The organism is Cytobacillus firmus, assembly GCF_023612095.1.
Classification (GTDB): Bacteria; Bacillota; Bacilli; order Bacillales; family Cytobacillaceae; genus Cytobacillus.
Map to the genome: position 1 here is coordinate 1779151 of NZ_CP086235.1, position 15699 is coordinate 1794849.

At 42.4% G+C, this 15699-nt stretch carries 21 protein-coding genes and 1 pseudogene; 14 read left to right on the forward strand and 8 right to left on the reverse strand.

Annotated elements, in window-relative coordinates; all coding sequences use genetic code 11:
* The first annotated feature begins 5 nt into the window (after positions 1–5).
* The 3 genes from LLY41_RS09060 (at position 6) to LLY41_RS09070 (ending at position 2464) form a co-directional block, all read left to right on the forward strand.
* Positions 6–998 carry an aliphatic sulfonate ABC transporter substrate-binding protein gene (locus tag LLY41_RS09060; protein WP_095245321.1) on the forward strand — a complete coding sequence of 331 codons (993 nt, stop codon included), beginning with the start codon at positions 6–8 and terminating at the stop codon, positions 996–998.
* Positions 999–1139: 141 nt separating this feature from the next.
* A complete protein-coding gene (locus LLY41_RS09065) occupies positions 1140–1718 on the forward strand; it encodes a LemA family protein (protein ID WP_304587606.1) in 579 nt (192 codons plus the stop codon).
* Positions 1715–2464: a TPM domain-containing protein gene (locus LLY41_RS09070; RefSeq protein ID WP_304587608.1), complete on the forward strand. Its 750-nt coding sequence runs from the start codon at positions 1715–1717 to the stop codon at positions 2462–2464. The genes LLY41_RS09065 and LLY41_RS09070 overlap by 4 nt, the downstream gene beginning before the upstream one ends.
* A gap of 36 nt (positions 2465–2500) precedes the next feature.
* On the opposite strand, the gene LLY41_RS09075 is transcribed toward LLY41_RS09070, so the two are convergent.
* On the reverse strand, positions 2501–3097 hold the full coding sequence (locus LLY41_RS09075) for a class I SAM-dependent methyltransferase (RefSeq protein WP_304587609.1): 597 nt from the start codon (positions 3095–3097) through the stop codon (positions 2501–2503).
* 191 nt (positions 3098–3288) lie between these two features.
* The gene (locus tag LLY41_RS09080; protein WP_169799763.1) at positions 3289–3444 is read right to left on the reverse strand and encodes a PIN domain-containing protein; all 156 of its coding nucleotides are present in this window, start codon (positions 3442–3444) and stop codon (positions 3289–3291) included.
* 98 nt (positions 3445–3542) lie between these two features.
* Here LLY41_RS09080 and LLY41_RS09085 point away from each other — a divergent pair, with 98 nt between their 5' ends.
* A complete protein-coding gene (locus LLY41_RS09085) occupies positions 3543–4214 on the forward strand; it encodes an SOS response-associated peptidase (protein WP_304587611.1) in 672 nt (223 codons plus the stop codon).
* Between the two features lie 52 nt (positions 4215–4266).
* Here the strand turns inward: LLY41_RS09085 and LLY41_RS09090 are convergent, their stop codons facing one another.
* The 3 genes from LLY41_RS09090 to LLY41_RS09095 form a co-directional block, all read right to left on the reverse strand.
* Complete coding sequence (locus LLY41_RS09090) at positions 4267–5175, reverse strand: IS3 family transposase (RefSeq protein ID WP_370460319.1); 909 nt, start codon at positions 5173–5175, stop codon at positions 4267–4269.
* The gene (locus LLY41_RS22445) at positions 5115–5447 is read right to left on the reverse strand and encodes a transposase (protein ID WP_095246263.1); all 333 of its coding nucleotides are present in this window, start codon (positions 5445–5447) and stop codon (positions 5115–5117) included. Before LLY41_RS22445 ends, LLY41_RS09090 begins: the two co-directional genes overlap by 61 nt.
* Before the next feature lie 104 nt (positions 5448–5551).
* Positions 5552–6016, reverse strand: a complete 465-nt coding sequence (locus LLY41_RS09095) for a DinB family protein (RefSeq protein ID WP_304587613.1) — start codon at positions 6014–6016, stop codon at positions 5552–5554.
* 183 nt (positions 6017–6199) lie between these two features.
* On the opposite strand from LLY41_RS09095, the pseudogene LLY41_RS09100 reads away from it, so the two are divergent.
* Positions 6200–8319, forward strand: a pseudogene (locus tag LLY41_RS09100) (peptidoglycan D,D-transpeptidase FtsI family protein).
* 38 nt (positions 8320–8357) lie between these two features.
* On the opposite strand, the gene LLY41_RS09105 reads toward LLY41_RS09100, so the two are convergent.
* On the reverse strand, positions 8358–8537 hold the full coding sequence (locus tag LLY41_RS09105) for a hypothetical protein (protein ID WP_076259092.1): 180 nt from the start codon (positions 8535–8537) through the stop codon (positions 8358–8360).
* 218 nt (positions 8538–8755) lie between these two features.
* Between LLY41_RS09105 and LLY41_RS09110 the strand changes: the two genes are divergently transcribed.
* Positions 8756–9040 carry a hypothetical protein gene (locus LLY41_RS09110; protein ID WP_076259094.1) on the forward strand — a complete coding sequence of 95 codons (285 nt, stop codon included), beginning with the start codon at positions 8756–8758 and terminating at the stop codon, positions 9038–9040.
* A gap of 69 nt (positions 9041–9109) precedes the next feature.
* Here LLY41_RS09110 and LLY41_RS09115 read toward each other — a convergent pair whose 3' ends face one another.
* A complete protein-coding gene (locus LLY41_RS09115; RefSeq protein ID WP_095245329.1) occupies positions 9110–9622 on the reverse strand; it encodes a DUF3231 family protein in 513 nt (170 codons plus the stop codon).
* 156 nt (positions 9623–9778) lie between these two features.
* Here LLY41_RS09115 and LLY41_RS09120 point away from each other — a divergent pair, with 156 nt between their 5' ends.
* Positions 9779–10111 (forward strand): hydrolase, encoded by a 333-nt coding sequence (locus LLY41_RS09120; RefSeq protein ID WP_095245330.1) that lies wholly within the window; start codon positions 9779–9781, stop codon positions 10109–10111.
* Between the two features lie 43 nt (positions 10112–10154).
* On the opposite strand, the gene LLY41_RS09125 is transcribed toward LLY41_RS09120, so the two are convergent.
* Positions 10155–10412 (reverse strand): hypothetical protein, encoded by a 258-nt coding sequence (locus LLY41_RS09125; RefSeq protein ID WP_095245331.1) that lies wholly within the window; start codon positions 10410–10412, stop codon positions 10155–10157.
* Between the two features lie 190 nt (positions 10413–10602).
* Here LLY41_RS09125 and LLY41_RS09130 point away from each other — a divergent pair, with 190 nt between their 5' ends.
* Genes LLY41_RS09130 through LLY41_RS09160 form a run of 7 tightly spaced genes read left to right on the forward strand, consistent with a single transcriptional unit; the run spans position 10603 to position 15697 of the window.
* Positions 10603–11685, forward strand: a complete 1083-nt coding sequence (locus tag LLY41_RS09130; RefSeq protein WP_095245332.1) for a hypothetical protein — start codon at positions 10603–10605, stop codon at positions 11683–11685.
* Positions 11672–13840: a molybdopterin oxidoreductase family protein gene (locus LLY41_RS09135; protein WP_304587618.1), complete on the forward strand. Its 2169-nt coding sequence runs from the start codon at positions 11672–11674 to the stop codon at positions 13838–13840. The genes LLY41_RS09130 and LLY41_RS09135 overlap by 14 nt, the downstream gene beginning before the upstream one ends.
* Positions 13841–14401, forward strand: a complete 561-nt coding sequence (locus LLY41_RS09140) for a 4Fe-4S dicluster domain-containing protein (RefSeq protein WP_304587620.1) — start codon at positions 13841–13843, stop codon at positions 14399–14401.
* A gap of 12 nt (positions 14402–14413) precedes the next feature.
* Entirely contained in the window at positions 14414–14938 is a 525-nt protein-coding gene (locus tag LLY41_RS09145) for a Rieske (2Fe-2S) protein (protein ID WP_304587621.1), read from the forward strand.
* Positions 14928–15110: a hypothetical protein gene (locus tag LLY41_RS09150; RefSeq protein ID WP_304587623.1), complete on the forward strand. Its 183-nt coding sequence runs from the start codon at positions 14928–14930 to the stop codon at positions 15108–15110. The genes LLY41_RS09145 and LLY41_RS09150 overlap by 11 nt, the downstream gene beginning before the upstream one ends.
* Before the next feature lie 13 nt (positions 15111–15123).
* On the forward strand, positions 15124–15435 hold the full coding sequence (locus LLY41_RS09155) for a hypothetical protein (protein ID WP_076259117.1): 312 nt from the start codon (positions 15124–15126) through the stop codon (positions 15433–15435).
* Positions 15422–15697, forward strand: a complete 276-nt coding sequence (locus LLY41_RS09160; RefSeq protein WP_095245334.1) for a hypothetical protein — start codon at positions 15422–15424, stop codon at positions 15695–15697. The genes LLY41_RS09155 and LLY41_RS09160 overlap by 14 nt, the downstream gene beginning before the upstream one ends.
* The last annotated feature ends 2 nt before the right edge of the window (positions 15698–15699 follow it).

A 15699-nucleotide genomic window follows, 5' to 3' on the forward strand; every position in this document is an offset into this window, starting at 1 on the left:
TATTCATGAAAAAGGCGTTTTTATGGGTTGCTGTATTGTTTATGTTTACCGGGCTGCTTGCCGGCTGCGGATCATCAGAGAAGAGCAGCGGTAAGGAAGACAAGATTGTCATCGGTTATTTTCCTAATATCAATCATGTGCCGGCAATGGTTGCGAAAGATCAAGGATTTTTTGAAAAACAGCTTGGCGATGGAACGAAAGTGGAGTATAAGACATTTGCTGAAGGCGGTTCTTTCATGACAGCTCTGAAAACGGGCGACATTGATGCTGGTCTGGTAGGACCCGGGCCAGCTATGAATAATTTCTCAACCGGAGCAGATGTAAAAATTATCGCAGGTGCTTCAACTGGGGGAACCGTTGTCCTTGCCAGGGAAGGGGTAAAAATCAACTCACTGGAAGATTTTCAGGGAAAAACATTCATCACGCCTGGTGTAGGCTGCACACATGATGTCCAGTACGAAACCTATCTTGAAGAAGCCGGCATCACATCAGCACGCATCGGCGGTACCATGAAGCATTTAACAGGCAACCCGGCACAATATGCAAGCATGCTGAAAACAGGTAAAGTCGATATTGCAGTTGCTCCGGAACCATGGGCAGCAGTCATCGAACAGGAAACAAATGCAGAAGTGGTAATCGGATGGGATGAGGTCTCCTTCGGTGAAACACTTCCGGCATCCGTACTAGTTGCAACGGGCGACGCAGTGAAGAGCAGCCCGGAAAAGGTACAGAAAATTGTTGATGCACATAAAGATGCTGTGAAATTTATCGAAGAAAATCCTGAAGAAGCAAAAGCCATTACAATCAAAGACATTAAAGAAGTGACCGGGCAGGAGCTGGAAAAAGAAGTCGTAGACCGCGCCTGGGAAAGAATTGGGTTCACTTATGATGTAAATGCAGAAACAATCCAGGAATTTGCAGATTCATCCTACACGTTAAAATTCCTGAAGGATAAACCGGAATTCAGTGAACTGATTGCAAAGAACTTTATTAAATAAACATATTTGGACCGGAGCCTGGATGGGTTCCGGTTTTTCATATGTTTTAAGGGAAAGGAATCTCCTGGTTTAACTTTCACCCAAAAAAGGAAAAATACCATGCAAGTGACAAAAACAACATAGAAACAGGAGTGGCTAAAAATGAAAAAAGGTATGGGAGTTATAATTGCCGTGATTGCAGCAGTAGTCATAGCAGGTATAATGCTGATGTCCAGCTATAATGGATTTGTCAGTGCTGAGGAAAATGTGGATCAGGCATATTCTCAAATTGAGAACCAGCTGCAGCGAAGACTGGATTTGATTCCTAATCTGGTAAATACGGTAAAGGGGTATGCTGCACATGAGAAGGAGACCATTCAGGCGGTATCAGATGCACGTGCCAGATTGGCGGGAGCCCGTTCGCCTGAAGAGGAAGCAGCAGCAAATGCAGAACTGTCAGGCGCTCTTAGCCGGCTGCTTGTAGTAGTCGAAAACTATCCCAACCTGAAGGCGGATAAGCAGTTCACCCAATTAATGGACGAGCTTGCCGGTACGGAAAACCGGATTTCGGTTGCCCGAAAAGATTATAATGCCCAGGTTTCTGTATATAACAAAAAAGTAAAAAGGTTTCCGGGTGCAATTGTAGCCGGGATTACAGGCTTTGATGAGAAAGAATATTTCAGGGCGGATCCTCTGGCGAATGAAGCACCTGACGTTGACTTTGGAGGCAATGGAGAATGATCATCCGCAGGGTCTTTTTGACCCTTCTTTTAATAAATTTATTAATGGGTGCATTCTCAGTCAATGCAGATGAATCCATCCCCCAGCCTGCTGGAGATATTTATGTTCAGGATTTTGCAGGAGTTCTAAATGAACGGGAAAAATCTGAGCTGATTAACCTGGGGAGACAATTGGAGGATCAGACAAGTGCACAGGTGGCAGTGCTAACCGTTGATACAATTGGCGACAGTCCGATTGAAGAATATGCAAATGAAGCTTTTCGGGCATATGGCATTGGCAGTGCTGCTGAGAATAATGGTGTCTTACTAGTTGTGGCCATGCAGGATCGGAAGGTGCGCATTGAGGTTGGATATGGGCTTGAAGGCCGGATTCCAGATGGAAAAGCCGGCAGAATTCTTGATCAGGTTACCATTACATATCTCCAGGATGACGAGCCGGGCAGAGCGGTAATTGAAACCTACAAGGTGCTTGTACAGGAAGCCGGCGGAGAAGAAGTGAACTTAGGGAAGAGCGGTGATTATGCGGATGCCGGGTCAAAGGATGAAGGCATTGGCATCCCGTCCTGGCTGCTGATTATCATTGCTGTCGGTTTGCTGTTTCTTGATATAAAATTCTTTGGCGGAGCCTTTTCATATGCCATACTTTCCATTCTCTCAAGAGGGGGAGGCGGAGGAAGAGGAGGCGGCGGTCCGCGGGGAGGCGGAGGCGGCTCATCAGGCGGCGGAGGAGCGAGCCGGGGCTGGTGAAACAAAGAAGAGCGGGGGCATCCCCGCTCTTTTCTATTACTTAATTCCAGTTACACACACTGTTAAAACGGGCCGGGCCTCTTTATATGATATGGAAATGGAATGGAATCCTGCAGCCTCCATATCAGCTTTGATTACCTGCCCAAGATTTTTGGTTATGGTTTCATCTGCTCCTTCTTCTCTCGGCTGGACCGTGATGGCAATTACTCCGTCTTTCTCAAGCATTCCATGCAGATGCTGAAGGGACTCCCTTGGTTTTGTCCATAGTGGATAATTGTTGACTGAAAAGATTTTATTATACTTTTTATCGGGAAAGTAATCGTGGATATCTTTTACGAACAATCGGACTTTTCCCTGCTGGATATAGTCATCATTCAGTTTGGCTGCAGCAGCTTTCATATCTTCTGATACATCGACTCCATCTGTTTCTGCATGTCGCCAGTGATCCATTATATGTTTTATGCTGTAGCCGGGGCCAAAGCCAACCTCTAAAATGGAGTCTCTGCGTTTTATCTGTAATTGTTCAATAGTCCATTTGTTAATCTTGCGGTTTTCAAAGTACATGATTTTCCCCGCAAGCTTTCCAAGTAATCCTTCTGGCTTTTCAAATTGTTTTCCTAAAATATCGAACATGTCTCTCACCTCGGAGTTTAATACTTATATTTAGTCTCTTTATAGGGTTTCTAAACCTATTCCGTAAAATGGATAGATAATTTTTAACTGGTAAAGGTACTATTATGAATTATGATAGGAGGAAGTCCGGTGATTTATCGCGAAGATCAATTACTAAAAAATCCCCCTTAAATTGGGGGATTTCATCTTAGTTATTTCTTATTAATTTGTTTCCCGCTTTTTTTCTGGCTTTGTGATTTATTGTTTCCCGCCTGAAACTCGCTTCCGAGTTCAACATCGTTTCGCTTATCCTGTTTTTCAATTTGGGCTCTCGTTTGATTTGGATTTTGTCTGCCTTGTTTTGTCATATTTCTTTCCTCCCTTAAAATAGCTGACAGTCTTAATATGCGCTATAACCGGGAATAGATGAACAATATATTGAAATTTACTAAAAGAGGTGATTATCGTGTGCGGCAGGTTTACTTTAACGGAAACAATTCATAAACTTCAGCTGCTTTATGGGTTTGAATATGCAGAAGGTGAGGTTATGCCCAGATATAATATTGCTCCCAGCCAGAATATTTTAACAGTCACTGCTGACGGCAAGCAGCGGATCGGCAGACAGATGAAATGGGGACTGGTTCCTTTCTGGGCGAAGGATGAAAAAATAGGTTACAAAATGATAAACGCCAGAGCTGAGGGCATCGACTCGAAACCAAGCTTTAAGGCTCCCTTTAGAAGCAAAAGATGCTTAATCCTGGCAGATGGATTTTATGAATGGAAGAAAACCGAAGAAGGAAAGCAGCCTTATAGGTTTATTATGAAAGACGAACAGCCTTTCGCTTTTGCAGGGATTTGGGATATATGGAATAAAGGCAAAACCCCTTTATTAACCTGTACAATCATAACAACGGGGCCTAATGAAGTAACAGAAGAAGTTCATGACAGGATGCCGGTCATCCTAAAGGAAAATGATTTTGAGGATTGGCTGAATCCCCGTTTTCATGACACTGAATATCTAAAGTCCTTGCTTGAACCGTACCCGCCTGAAAAAATGGAAAAATATCCGGTATCAGCCAAAGTAAATTCACCCAAAAATGAACTGGCAGAATTGATTTCACCACTTAATAGCCTATAAAAAACGGACGGGCTATATGGTCTTGTCCCTGTCAAGTAGACAACATAAAAAGCTAAGCAGTGAGCGCGTGTCGATATTCTATCGGCGCGCGTTTCTTTAGTTTCTTTTGTCTTCGTTTGTAATTGTAATGGTAGATGTAGTCCTCAAGAGCTTGTTCTAGTTCTTCTCCTGAATTACACTTATTTATATACAGCTTCTCGGTTTTGAGATGTGAGAAGAACGATTCTACACAGGCATTGTCAAGGCAGTTTCCTTTTCGAGAGTGGCTGCCCTTGATGCCGTAATCCTCTAATCGGCTGCTGTATAGCTTTGACGTATACTGGAAGCCTTGATCTGAATGGAGAACGGCTTCAGCTACGTCTTTTTTCTTTGTCCATTTTTCTACTGTATTTAACACAAGTTCCAGATCATTTCTCTTAGATAGCTCCCAACTTACTATTTCGTTATTAAAGAGATCCTGTATGACCGATAAATAATAAAATTCTTCTCCAACAGACACATATGTTATATCCGTTACCATCTTTTGATTAGGTCCTGCAGCCCTGAAATTCCTTTTAAGGCGATTAGGGAAGATAATAGAAGGACTGCGACCGTGCCATTTTCTCTTCTTTCGGATGACTGATTGTATGCCCATTTCCGTCATCAGTCTGTAGACCTTCTTGTGGTTGATTAAATACCCATTTTCATTTAATTCATCTGTCATACGAGGCCGGCCAAATTCAGGATGCATGAAATGAATCCCCAAAATGTGCTCTCGAATATCTTGTTCATCCTTAGCCTTCTCTTCCCGTTTACCATTCGTTTTTCTCCATTTGTAATAGCTAGCCGGTTTGATATAGGCAATCTCAAGCAGCCAGGAGACCGGATAGGTCCCCCTTAACTCATCAACCAGTTCATACTTTATTCTTCTGGGTATGTTTCCTCCTCCTTTACCAGATTTGGATACTGCTTTTTTAGAAATTCAACCTGTGCTTTTAAATAATCTCTTTCCTCTTCAACCGACTTGAATTTAGTCCTAGGCCTGCCTTTTAAAGGGTTAGAGATTCCTTTACGCTCATTAAACGGTACTCCAGCTTTCCATTTCTTAACCCACACTTTAAGCTGGCTGCAGTTACGGATTCCCAATTCTTCTGCCAGTACTTTATAACTCTTAGACCCATTCACGTATTTCATGACGGCATTATGTTTAAACTCCTCCGAATAGCTATTAAAAGTTTGTCCTTTCTTTGCCATAGAAAAAATCCCCTCCAAGTAGCATTCTTTCCTCCATGGTAACATGGAGGTTTTTTTGAATGTCTACTTAAAGGGGACATTAACAATACGTCCGTTTTTTTTTATTACCCTCTGCTAACAAACATCGGAAGCTCCGCATGGCCCATTTCCCGTACATAAACAAACAGGTTCCCTTTATGGTGAATTTCATGATCCATTGCAATCTGGAGCAGCTGGCTGCCGGTAAGTTCCATTCCGAAAATTCCCGTCAAATCAATTTTTCTTTCCAATTCCTCACTGGTTAAGGATGAAATTACTTCAATTGTTTTCTCAGTAAATTTTTCAGCTGCCTCAGTCAGGTTGGGCGCAACTTCATCCAACTTTTCGCCAAACACTGCCGGGCTGCCGTCTTTTACTGTTTTGGCAAACATATAAAAGGAAGTGAGCATATGTGTAACAAGTTTGCCGGCAGGCATGCTTGTTTCAGTTGGTTTATAATAAAAGTTTTTTTCATCAATCTTCCTGATCAGTTCATTGGTCACCTTTCTATGTGATAAAAAATAGCTTAGATATTTTTGTGCTCTTTCCATATTAATTCCCTCCTAAAAAGATAATCAGAATAACATTTCCACTTAACCTCTGTAAATCCCTTTATATTGCAAAAAGTTTCTAGCTGGCAGGAATCCTGCGAATTTTGTGGAATTATTTAACAGGGTAAGATCTGGAAGAATCTCAATTACAGACATATTGTTCATAGAGGGGGAGATTCAAATATGGGGAAGAAGAAGAAAAAGAAAAGCCATGTGCCTTTTAGGGTTAATTTATTGTTTTTCTCTGTTTTTGTATTATTTTCAGCATTAATATTAAGGCTTGGTGTAGTACAGATTGTAAATGGCGAGACATACAAAAAGGAAGTTGACAGGACGGAAGATGTCATCGTATCGAATCCGGTTCCAAGGGGAAGGATGCTGGACCGGAACCATCAGGTTATCGTGGATAATATCCCAAAGAGTGCGATTACATATACCAACCGCAATGCAAAACAGGATGAGATGCTTCAAGTGGCAGAGCGGCTGGCTGTTCTGATAGATAAAAAGACCGATAAGGTGACCGATCGGGATAAGAAGGATCATTGGATCTTGAAAAACCCGGAAGCTGCACGGGAAAAAATAACTGATAAGGAATGGAAGCTTTTTAAAGAAAAAAAACTGGATGATAAGCAAATTTACAAGATGCAGCTAAAAAGAATCACAGAAGAAGACCTGAAGCAGCTGAGCAAGCAGGACCTGGAAGTGCTGGCAATCTATCGTGAATTTACAAGCGGCTATGCGATGACACCGCAAATTGTTAAGAATGAAGGTGTATCACAAAAAGAATATGCAGCAGTAAGCGAGAATCTTCAATATCTTCCAGGTGTCAATACAACCACTGACTGGGACCGGACTTATGCTTTTGACAGTACGCTCCAGACAGTGCTTGGGAAGGTTACGGGTTCCGGTGAAGGGCTGCCGCAGGAGCGGCTTGATTATTTTCTGGCCAGAGATTACAGCAGAAATGAACGTGTTGGAAAGAGCTATCTGGAAATGCAATATGAAGATGTACTGCATGGCCAGAAATCAAAGGAAAAGCTTATTACGAAAAAAGGGGAAATTCTCGGAAGTGAATTGGTTTCTGAAGGCCAAAGAGGCAAGGATCTTGTCCTGACGATTGATATGGACCTTCAGAAGGCTGTGGAAAAAGTTTTGGAAGATGAAATTTGGGCTGCCAAGCGAACCCGGGGGACTTATTTAATGGATCGTGCGTTTGTCGTCCTAATGAACCCGCATACAGGTGAAGTTTTGACAATGGCAGGAAAGATGATCGGCAAAGATGATAAAGGCAAAACCGTTCTGCAGGATTATGCGCTGGGGACGATTTCATCTTCTTACAATGTAGGATCCTCTGTAAAAGGGGCAACTGTTTTAACAGGCTATAAAACGGGTGCAATTACACCCGGAACGACCTTTTTAGATGCACCGATGAAAATTGCAGGAACTCCGCAGGTGAAAAAATCCTGGTTTAACTTTCAGGCTATCATGAACGAAACAAGGGCACTGCGTATCTCCTCAAACGTATATATGTTCAAAACTGCCGTTGAAATTGCGGATGCCCGCTATGCTTATGATCAGCCTCTTGGATTTAAAAATCCTAATGCGTTTGAAGATATGAGAGAATCCTTCGGCCAATTTGGCCTTGGTGTCAGAACTGGCATTGATTTGCCAAATGAGGCAATAGGCTATGAAGGTCCTCTCAGATTGCCGGGATTCCTATTAGACCTTGCCATCGGACAGTATGATACCTATACTCCAATGCAAATGGCCCAATATATATCAACGATTGCAAACGGAGGCTACCGCATACAGCCCCGCCTTGTAAAAGAAATCCGCGAGCCGGCAACGGAGCAGGAGGAACTTGGCTCAATCTGGAAGGATATTCAGCCGACTGTCTTAAATACGATAGATGTAAGCGAAAGAGAGCTAAGCACTGTTAAAGAGGGATTAAGACAGGTGATGCAGCATCCAGAAGGGACTGCATATAGAAGGTTCGCAGATGCCCCATATTCCCCTGCAGGAAAAACAGGTACAGCGGAAGCATTTTATGACGGCCCCCTCAAAAAAAGGGAGATAAATTAATAGATGTAATGAACTTGAGCCTTGTTGCCTATGCACCGCATAATAATCCAGAAATCGCCATGTCTGTCATTGTCCCATGGGCTTACCAGGGAAGAAGCGGACATACAGCCAACTATGAAATTGGCAGAAAAGTATTAGATGCCTATTTCGAGTTGAAGAAGAAAAGGATGTCCGGAGCAGAACAGGAGCAGACTGACGAAGAAGGTTCCGAAACAGAATAATTTTTGAGGCCTTAGACTCCTTGACCAAAAGCCTTCCCTTATTGGGAATGGCTTTTTTTATACCTGAATTTATTTTTAAAGTGTTTAAGTTTTTCTTTAAACAAAATCGGTTTGTCGCTTTTTCCAAAGACCTTGCGATTAACCACAAATTGAATCGTTTCTTCCAGAATAGCGAGGATAATAATAGGGATGAAGATTACCAGAATCCAAAACCACATGCCTCTGCTCCTTTCGTCTGATCGCATATGATTATTATATTCATGAAGGAATAGAAAATGATTTGAATGGAAAAATAACCCATTTAATTCTGACTTACCATGTCCTGGTTGTTTTCTTAATTAACCTATTATTACTGTTATAAACTAGTTTCTCTAAGGTTCTGTGTAGTTTAATGAAAGGACATTCGGGAAAATAGGTTAAAAAGGAGGTCCCAGACATGAAAACAATAAATGTAGAGCTTCAGTATGATGATCAGGGAATGATTAATAATAATCAGACAAAAGTATTCGATCAATTGAAGAGCCAGCTCGAGGGAACAGGATTTAAAGTGGTAACGATCATGGAAAATGATCAATATTTAAAGGAGAATTCCGGTCTTCCAAATCAAAAGAAAAATAAGGTCCTGCCATCCCAGCCTGAAGGAGCAGAACCTGATATTAATTCCAGCGGTGCAGGAGGCATGGTCTCCCCTGATTCCAGTGAAAGTAAATACTCTGAATAAGTTCCATGAGCCTTAGTCACATTGCGGACTAAGGCTTTTCTTTTATAAAAGGAACTTTAAAGCAAATCTTTAGCAATTATCTGATTTGTGAAGATGAAGCGGCGGAGGAATCAGCCATCCTTTTTCTTTGTTCATGCGAAGAACCTTTATGCCTAAAGCGGCTTTCTGAGTATGAAATTGGCCAAACATGCCTGCAATATCTTCACGGATACATTGACCCATAATTGTACTGCAGCCAACTAATCCTGCTGCCAGATCACCTGCTAATTTTGCAGCTACTTCAGGATCCATAAATCTGGCACCTGCAGGAATATCGTTTACACAAGCATCAGGTCTGTCGGGGGGTGTGGGAGGAAGACCAATCCCGTTTTCCTTTAACATCGCTTCGATCTCCTCTTCCTCCTGCTTGCAGAGGCGAATAGCTTCCTGAAGCATTTTCTTTAAGTCCTCATCTCCAGAGTGACTTACCATTGTCTGGTATGCCGAGGCCATTCCTTTTCCTGCGAGCAAGTAAGACCATGTGCTAAAAACTTCACCATAATGCATAGGCTCGTCTTTTGGATTTCCGCTTAAAATACCCATAGTATACCTCCTGAGAAAGTTCATGATTGTGCCACCTTCCTTATAATGCACAGCTATATCATGCCCATCAGGAGCCTAGAAATGTAATGAATATTAAATGATTAAACTTCGTCTATTTGTGGTAAATACCGTATAAAAGCAGAGGAGATGATTACTATGGACCAAACAAAAAAATCATATTATATAGATATTGAAAATGCGCAAGTTTACGCAGAACCTGTTGAAGCAGCTGAATGGCAGTTTAAAATTTATGCTGATGACCAGGAAATGAAGGAGCTGGCCAATTATATCGAAAAAAATTATGACGCGGATATGAAAACATTTGAGCTTGCACATGTACCATTCGTGGAGGATAAAGAAAAGGCGCAAAATCATAATTATGATGCGTCAATCCAACGCATGTATAAGATGATTTATGATCTGGGTGATGACGAAACACGGAGGAATATTGAAGAGATGGGAATATTAAAAAAAGACATTACTGAATAAAAAAGCAAAAAAAGCGGCTGTTCTTCATGGACAGGCCGCTTTTTTAATATGAATTTTGCCTGCAATCTAAGCAGGGTTTAATAAAGGAAGTCGTCAAATCTTCAAAATAAAAAGAACCATCTCTTCTGCTTTCTTCAGAAGTGAGGTTCTTATGTTTACTTCTATATAAATAGTCTTTTTTTGTTTTTGTTTTCCTCGAACGCATGTCTGTAAATACAAAGGGACTTCTGTTGCATTCAGGGTTCCTTTTCCCCTCACGCACTGCTTTGTCGCGTAACTTCTTTGCCGCTGATTTAGTCATATAAACAACTCCTTTTTTCTAATTATAACATGTCTTCCTGAAGCCAGCCTCTCCCCGATGATAAAATTTATCAGCATATAAAGATAGGGGAATTTTCCCCTCCGAATGGGGAAGTTCCCCGATATGGAAAAACTCACCCTGCTTTTACAATAAGGTTAAGGTAGTTGTTTGTGAATGAGGAGGAGTTATTATGCAGGCAAAAGCTGCAGTCAATCAAAAATCAGGGAACACACTAAACAATGCGTTTGCATCACATTTTGCCAAGTCAATGTTTTTATCTGTTACAGCATTAGCCATTCTTTCTTTTATCGGCACAAGAATGTTTACACATGTTGATTTAAACCTGTACGGATATATGGTCGGAACTATAGTGTTCATTGGAGGATTTTTCTATAGATTCATTGCTTGGGGTGAAAGGCCGCCAACAAAGCTTATTTTGAAAAAAGGATTGAAACTGTTATTTAGAAAGTCAACACCAAAGACATCTGTTGAGCATCTTGCAACATACAATTTTATCTGGAATAGGGGAATTTACCGATGGACTCAGCACGTGCTGATCGGCTGGGGCTGTATCTTATCCTGCTTTGTTACATTCCCTCTCGTTTTCGGCTGGATGTATTTTACGATGGATGACAATGGCCATTACAACATAATTGCAATGGGCATGAAGGTAATGACTGTCCCGGCGGAAGGCATTATCGCCAACCTTTCTTACAACGCTCTGAATATTACAGCAGTAATGGTAATTGCCGGTGTTTGCATGGCGCTTTACCGCCGCCTGAAAAATATGCAGGCAAGAGCAGAGCAGAAATTCCTGTATGATTTCTTGCCTTTATATATGCTGCTGCTAGTTAGCATAACAGGGCTGGCTTTAACCTTTATGAATATCTTTTTACACGGGGCGGGACAGCCGGCGATGTCACTGATCCATCAATGGTCAGTTATCATTACACTGATTTACCTGCCATTTGGAAAGCTTGCACATATCCCTTTCCGGCCAATGAGTGTTTTGGCAAGAAACTACCGGGAACATTATGCCGAACAGGGCATGAAGGAATGCAAGGTCTGCGGAGATCAGTTCGTTTCAATTGAACAATCAAAAGATGTCGTCGATGTACTCGGCGTGAATACTATAGAATTTAAAGCAAAGGAAGGGCATCATCTTGCAGAAATGTGCCTCCCTTGCCGAAGAAAGTACCGGATTGCACAATTTTCCGGATTCCCTACTCATGAAGTGAAGGTCAAGGAGGCAAACCAGAATGCAAAGGGATAAGTTTTTTAAAGAAATTGAGAATTTAAACCATCCGAATGAAAAGTTGATAAAAACACACTGCAGCTATTGCGGAATGCAGTGCGGAATGAACTTGAGGGTTAATACACAAACAAATAAAATCATCGGGGTCGAGCCCCGTTATGACTGGCCGGTTACTGTCGGCAAAATGTGTCCCAAAGGGGTTACCGCCTACCAGCAGACCAACCACAAAGACCGCTTGTTGAAGCCGCTGATCCGGGATGATGCTTCTTTGAAAGGAACGGCAGAAGGGTTCCGTGAAGCAAGCTGGGATGAGGCATATGATTTAATCGCAAAAAAATTCAAAGAGCTTCAGACAGAATACGGAAAAGATTCACTCTCCGTCTTCAGCGGAGTGTCCATGACAAATGAAAAATGTTATTTGACAGGCAAGTTTGCCCGGGTTGCTATGGGAACGCGCTATATTGACTATAACGGCCGATTCTGTATGTCCAGCGCAGCCGGCGGATTCCTTCGTTCTTTCGGAGTAGATAGAGGCTCAACATTGCCTTGGACAGATATTCATGAAACAGATTGCCTGTTTATCGCCGGAAGCAATACAGCTGAATGCCATCCAACCTCCATGTTCCGTATTTGGAACGTTCAGGAAAGAGGCGGTTATATCATTGTGGTGGATCCACGCGAAACGCCAATTGCCAGAAGAGCTGACCTGCATCTTGATTTAAAGCCCGGAACAGACCTTGCTCTTGCAAACGGGATTGTACATCAATTAATCGGAATGGGCTATATAGATGAAGAATTTATTAATAAGCATACGAACGGCTTTGAAGAAACAAAGGAACTGGTCAAGGAATTCACCCCTGAATATACAAGCATGCTGACTGGTGTAGCGCCGGAAAAAATCATACGCGCTGCAGAAATATACGGAAAAGCTCCAAATGCGGTTGTTATGTTTGCAAGAGGTGTGGAACAGCAGCATAAGGGTGTTGATAATGTTTCCGCGTACACCAACATGGCGCTTGTTACTGGAAAGATCGGCCGTCCAAAAGCCGGAGTAGCCACTTTCACCGGACAGGGAAATGGGCAGGGCGGAAGGGAGCACGGGCAAAAGTCAGATTTGCTTCCAGGCTACCGGAAAATTACAAATCCAAAACATGTTGAAGAAGTATGCAGCGTTTGGGGAATCACCCCTGAAGAAATGCCGCAGCCTGGTGTTTCTGCCTATGAAATGATTGAGCTGATGGAGCAAAAAACAATTCGCGGTTTATACCTTCTATGTTCGAATCCGGCTGTATCAGCACCAAATCTAAATTTTGTGAGGAAAGCATTTAAAGCCTTGGACTTCATGGTCTGCTCCGATTTCTATCTTTCTGAGTCGGCTGAATTTGCAGATGTGATCCTGCCATCCGTTACCTGGTCAGAGGATGAAGGGACCGTAACAAATATTGAAGGACGTATTATAAAAATCAACAAAGCTCAGGAGCCTGTAGGCGAGTCAAAGCCGGACTGGCAGATTCAAGTGGAGCTGGCTGAGCGATTAGGAAGAGGAAAATATTTTTCTCATCTGAAAACAGCCAAAGATGTTGCAGATGAGTTCAGGCTTGCAACTAAGGGCGGCTATGCTGATTATTATGGTGCTACATGGGATAAGATCGATAAGCAGGACGGGGTTTTCTGGCCTTGTAAAGACGAAAAAGATGAAGGAACACCACATATGTTCCTTGATAAAAAGTTCTATCATCCGGATGGCAAAGCAAAGATTTGCGCCTTGCCGTACCGTCCTCCAGCGGAAGAACCATGTGAAAAGTATCCGCTTCGCTTAACGACTGGCCGGGTAGTTTATCATTATCTATCAGGCAACCAGACCAGAAGAATACCATTCCTGCATGATATGTGTCCGGAACCATATGTGGAAATCCATCCGGAAACAGCAGCAACATATAATATGGAACATGAAGAAAGAGTCCGCTTGTTTACAAGAAGAGGCGAGGCTATTTATAAAGTCAAAATTACCGAAGCCATCCGGAAGGATACTGTGTTTGTTCCATACCATTTTGGACATGAAGAATCTATTAATCTATTAACAATTGCGGCATTAGATCCAATATCCCGTATGCCTGAATTCAAGGCATGTGCTGCACAGCTGGAAAAAGTCGAATTAAAGAAGGTGCAATAAATGAAAAAGAGGCTGTATTTGGAACTTGAAAACTGTATAGGATGCCGTTCTTGTCTGGCAGCATGTACACAATGCGGGGGGCACGAGGAGCGCAACAGAAACTATGTGTATGATGTAAATCCTCTTGTGAACCGGCAGACAATGCCTCTCATGTGCCTTCACTGTGAAAATCCGGCATGTGCTCGAAGCTGTCCTGCCCAGGCTATTCAGATTCATGAGACAGGTGCTGTATTATCTGCACTTGTCGAAAAGTGTATCGGCTGCCAGAACTGTACCATTGCCTGCCCATATGGCATTCCGAAATTTGATCAAGAGCAGAACATAATGTACAAATGCGATCTATGTATTGACCGGACTAAAGATGGCATTCCTCCAATGTGTGCGAGTGTATGTCCATCCAATACTTTGCAGTGGCTGACTGATGAAGAAATTGACAACAAAAAGAAGCAATTTAATCTTGATAACGGCAAATGGGTAACAAGCATGCCATATCTTGAAGGCGAAACTAACGTAAAGGTAAATCTGCCGGGAATCCTGCAGGGGATTACAAAGCTGTTTTAGGAGGGATTAGGGATGTCTGATAAGAATAACAAGATTCCCTTTAATGAGGATAATTATACGCATAATATCGAACGGAATAATGAAAGAAAACTGGATAGACGGGGATTTATGAAGACCTTGGTTGGTGCTGCCGGCGTATTTGCGGTTTCCTCCCTTCCCTGGGGGGCGGTAGCTGCCAAAGAATTAATGGGGCTCGGTGAAAAAGAATATCCTCATAAGAAAATAACCGATGTAAGCAAACTGCCAATCGGCGATGCAGTAGAATTTAAGTTTCCGGGAGATCATGATGACGCGATATTAATCCGTTTATCAGATAACAAATATGTGGCCTACCAGAATGCATGTACACATTTGCGCTGCCCGGTATTTTGGGTGAAGGAGCAGGGTGAAATGATTTGCCCATGCCACCATGGCAAATTCGATGTGGAAACTGGTGCGCCAACTGCGGGACCGCCAAGAAGACCGCTTCCGGAAATCCAGGTTAAGGTGGAGAATGGCGCAGTTTATGCGGTGAGGGTGAAGCGTTATGAAGCGTAGATACCTTGGAGTCATTATTTTAGCAGCGATATTAATGATGAATATTGTCTTTACTCAATATATGGTCCACCAATATTATTACGAAAACTATGAAAATGTACTGATTTTTGGCGGGCTGAATATTGTTCTTTTTCCCTGGCTGTATTCGCTTATAAAAAGACGATTAACATGAGGGCGTGATTCATATGAACAGTGAAACGTATCTTGACTTTTGTTTTGTAAGAGAAAGATCCGGAGATTTTGCTCCGGAAGTTGATCAGCTCCTTTCAGAACTTTTTAAGGGAGTCCGTCTAAACTGGTACTTGGATGAAAAGTCACATGATGGCATGGACATTGTAGTAGCAGAGGTAAAAGGCATGAGCAAATGGCAATCGGAAGAGGAAACCATTGAATATATAGAAGAAAATGCAGGAGAATCCTTCTGGAAATATCTTCAGGGGTACCAGATGTATGTTTATCCTGCCAAAAGAGGGTGCGGAAGCTGTGGAACTCATTAAAAAAGAGGATCTGGACGGATTTGTCCTGGAGAAGGTTCAGGTGGCAATATTAGATGAAGATGGAAGTGACCAAGCACCATTTGTTCCTAAGATAATTGAAAAAACCGGCCTTTGTCCCGATGGAACACACTTGCGGATTTATTTTGATAAAATGAACTTTTTTGCGGTCCCGCTGACCTCCTCTGTAGAAGCATCTGAGACCCAGTGGGCTGCAATCGATCAGGAAGCCGGATTAAAATATGTAATTAAGAAGAGAGCGTGAAC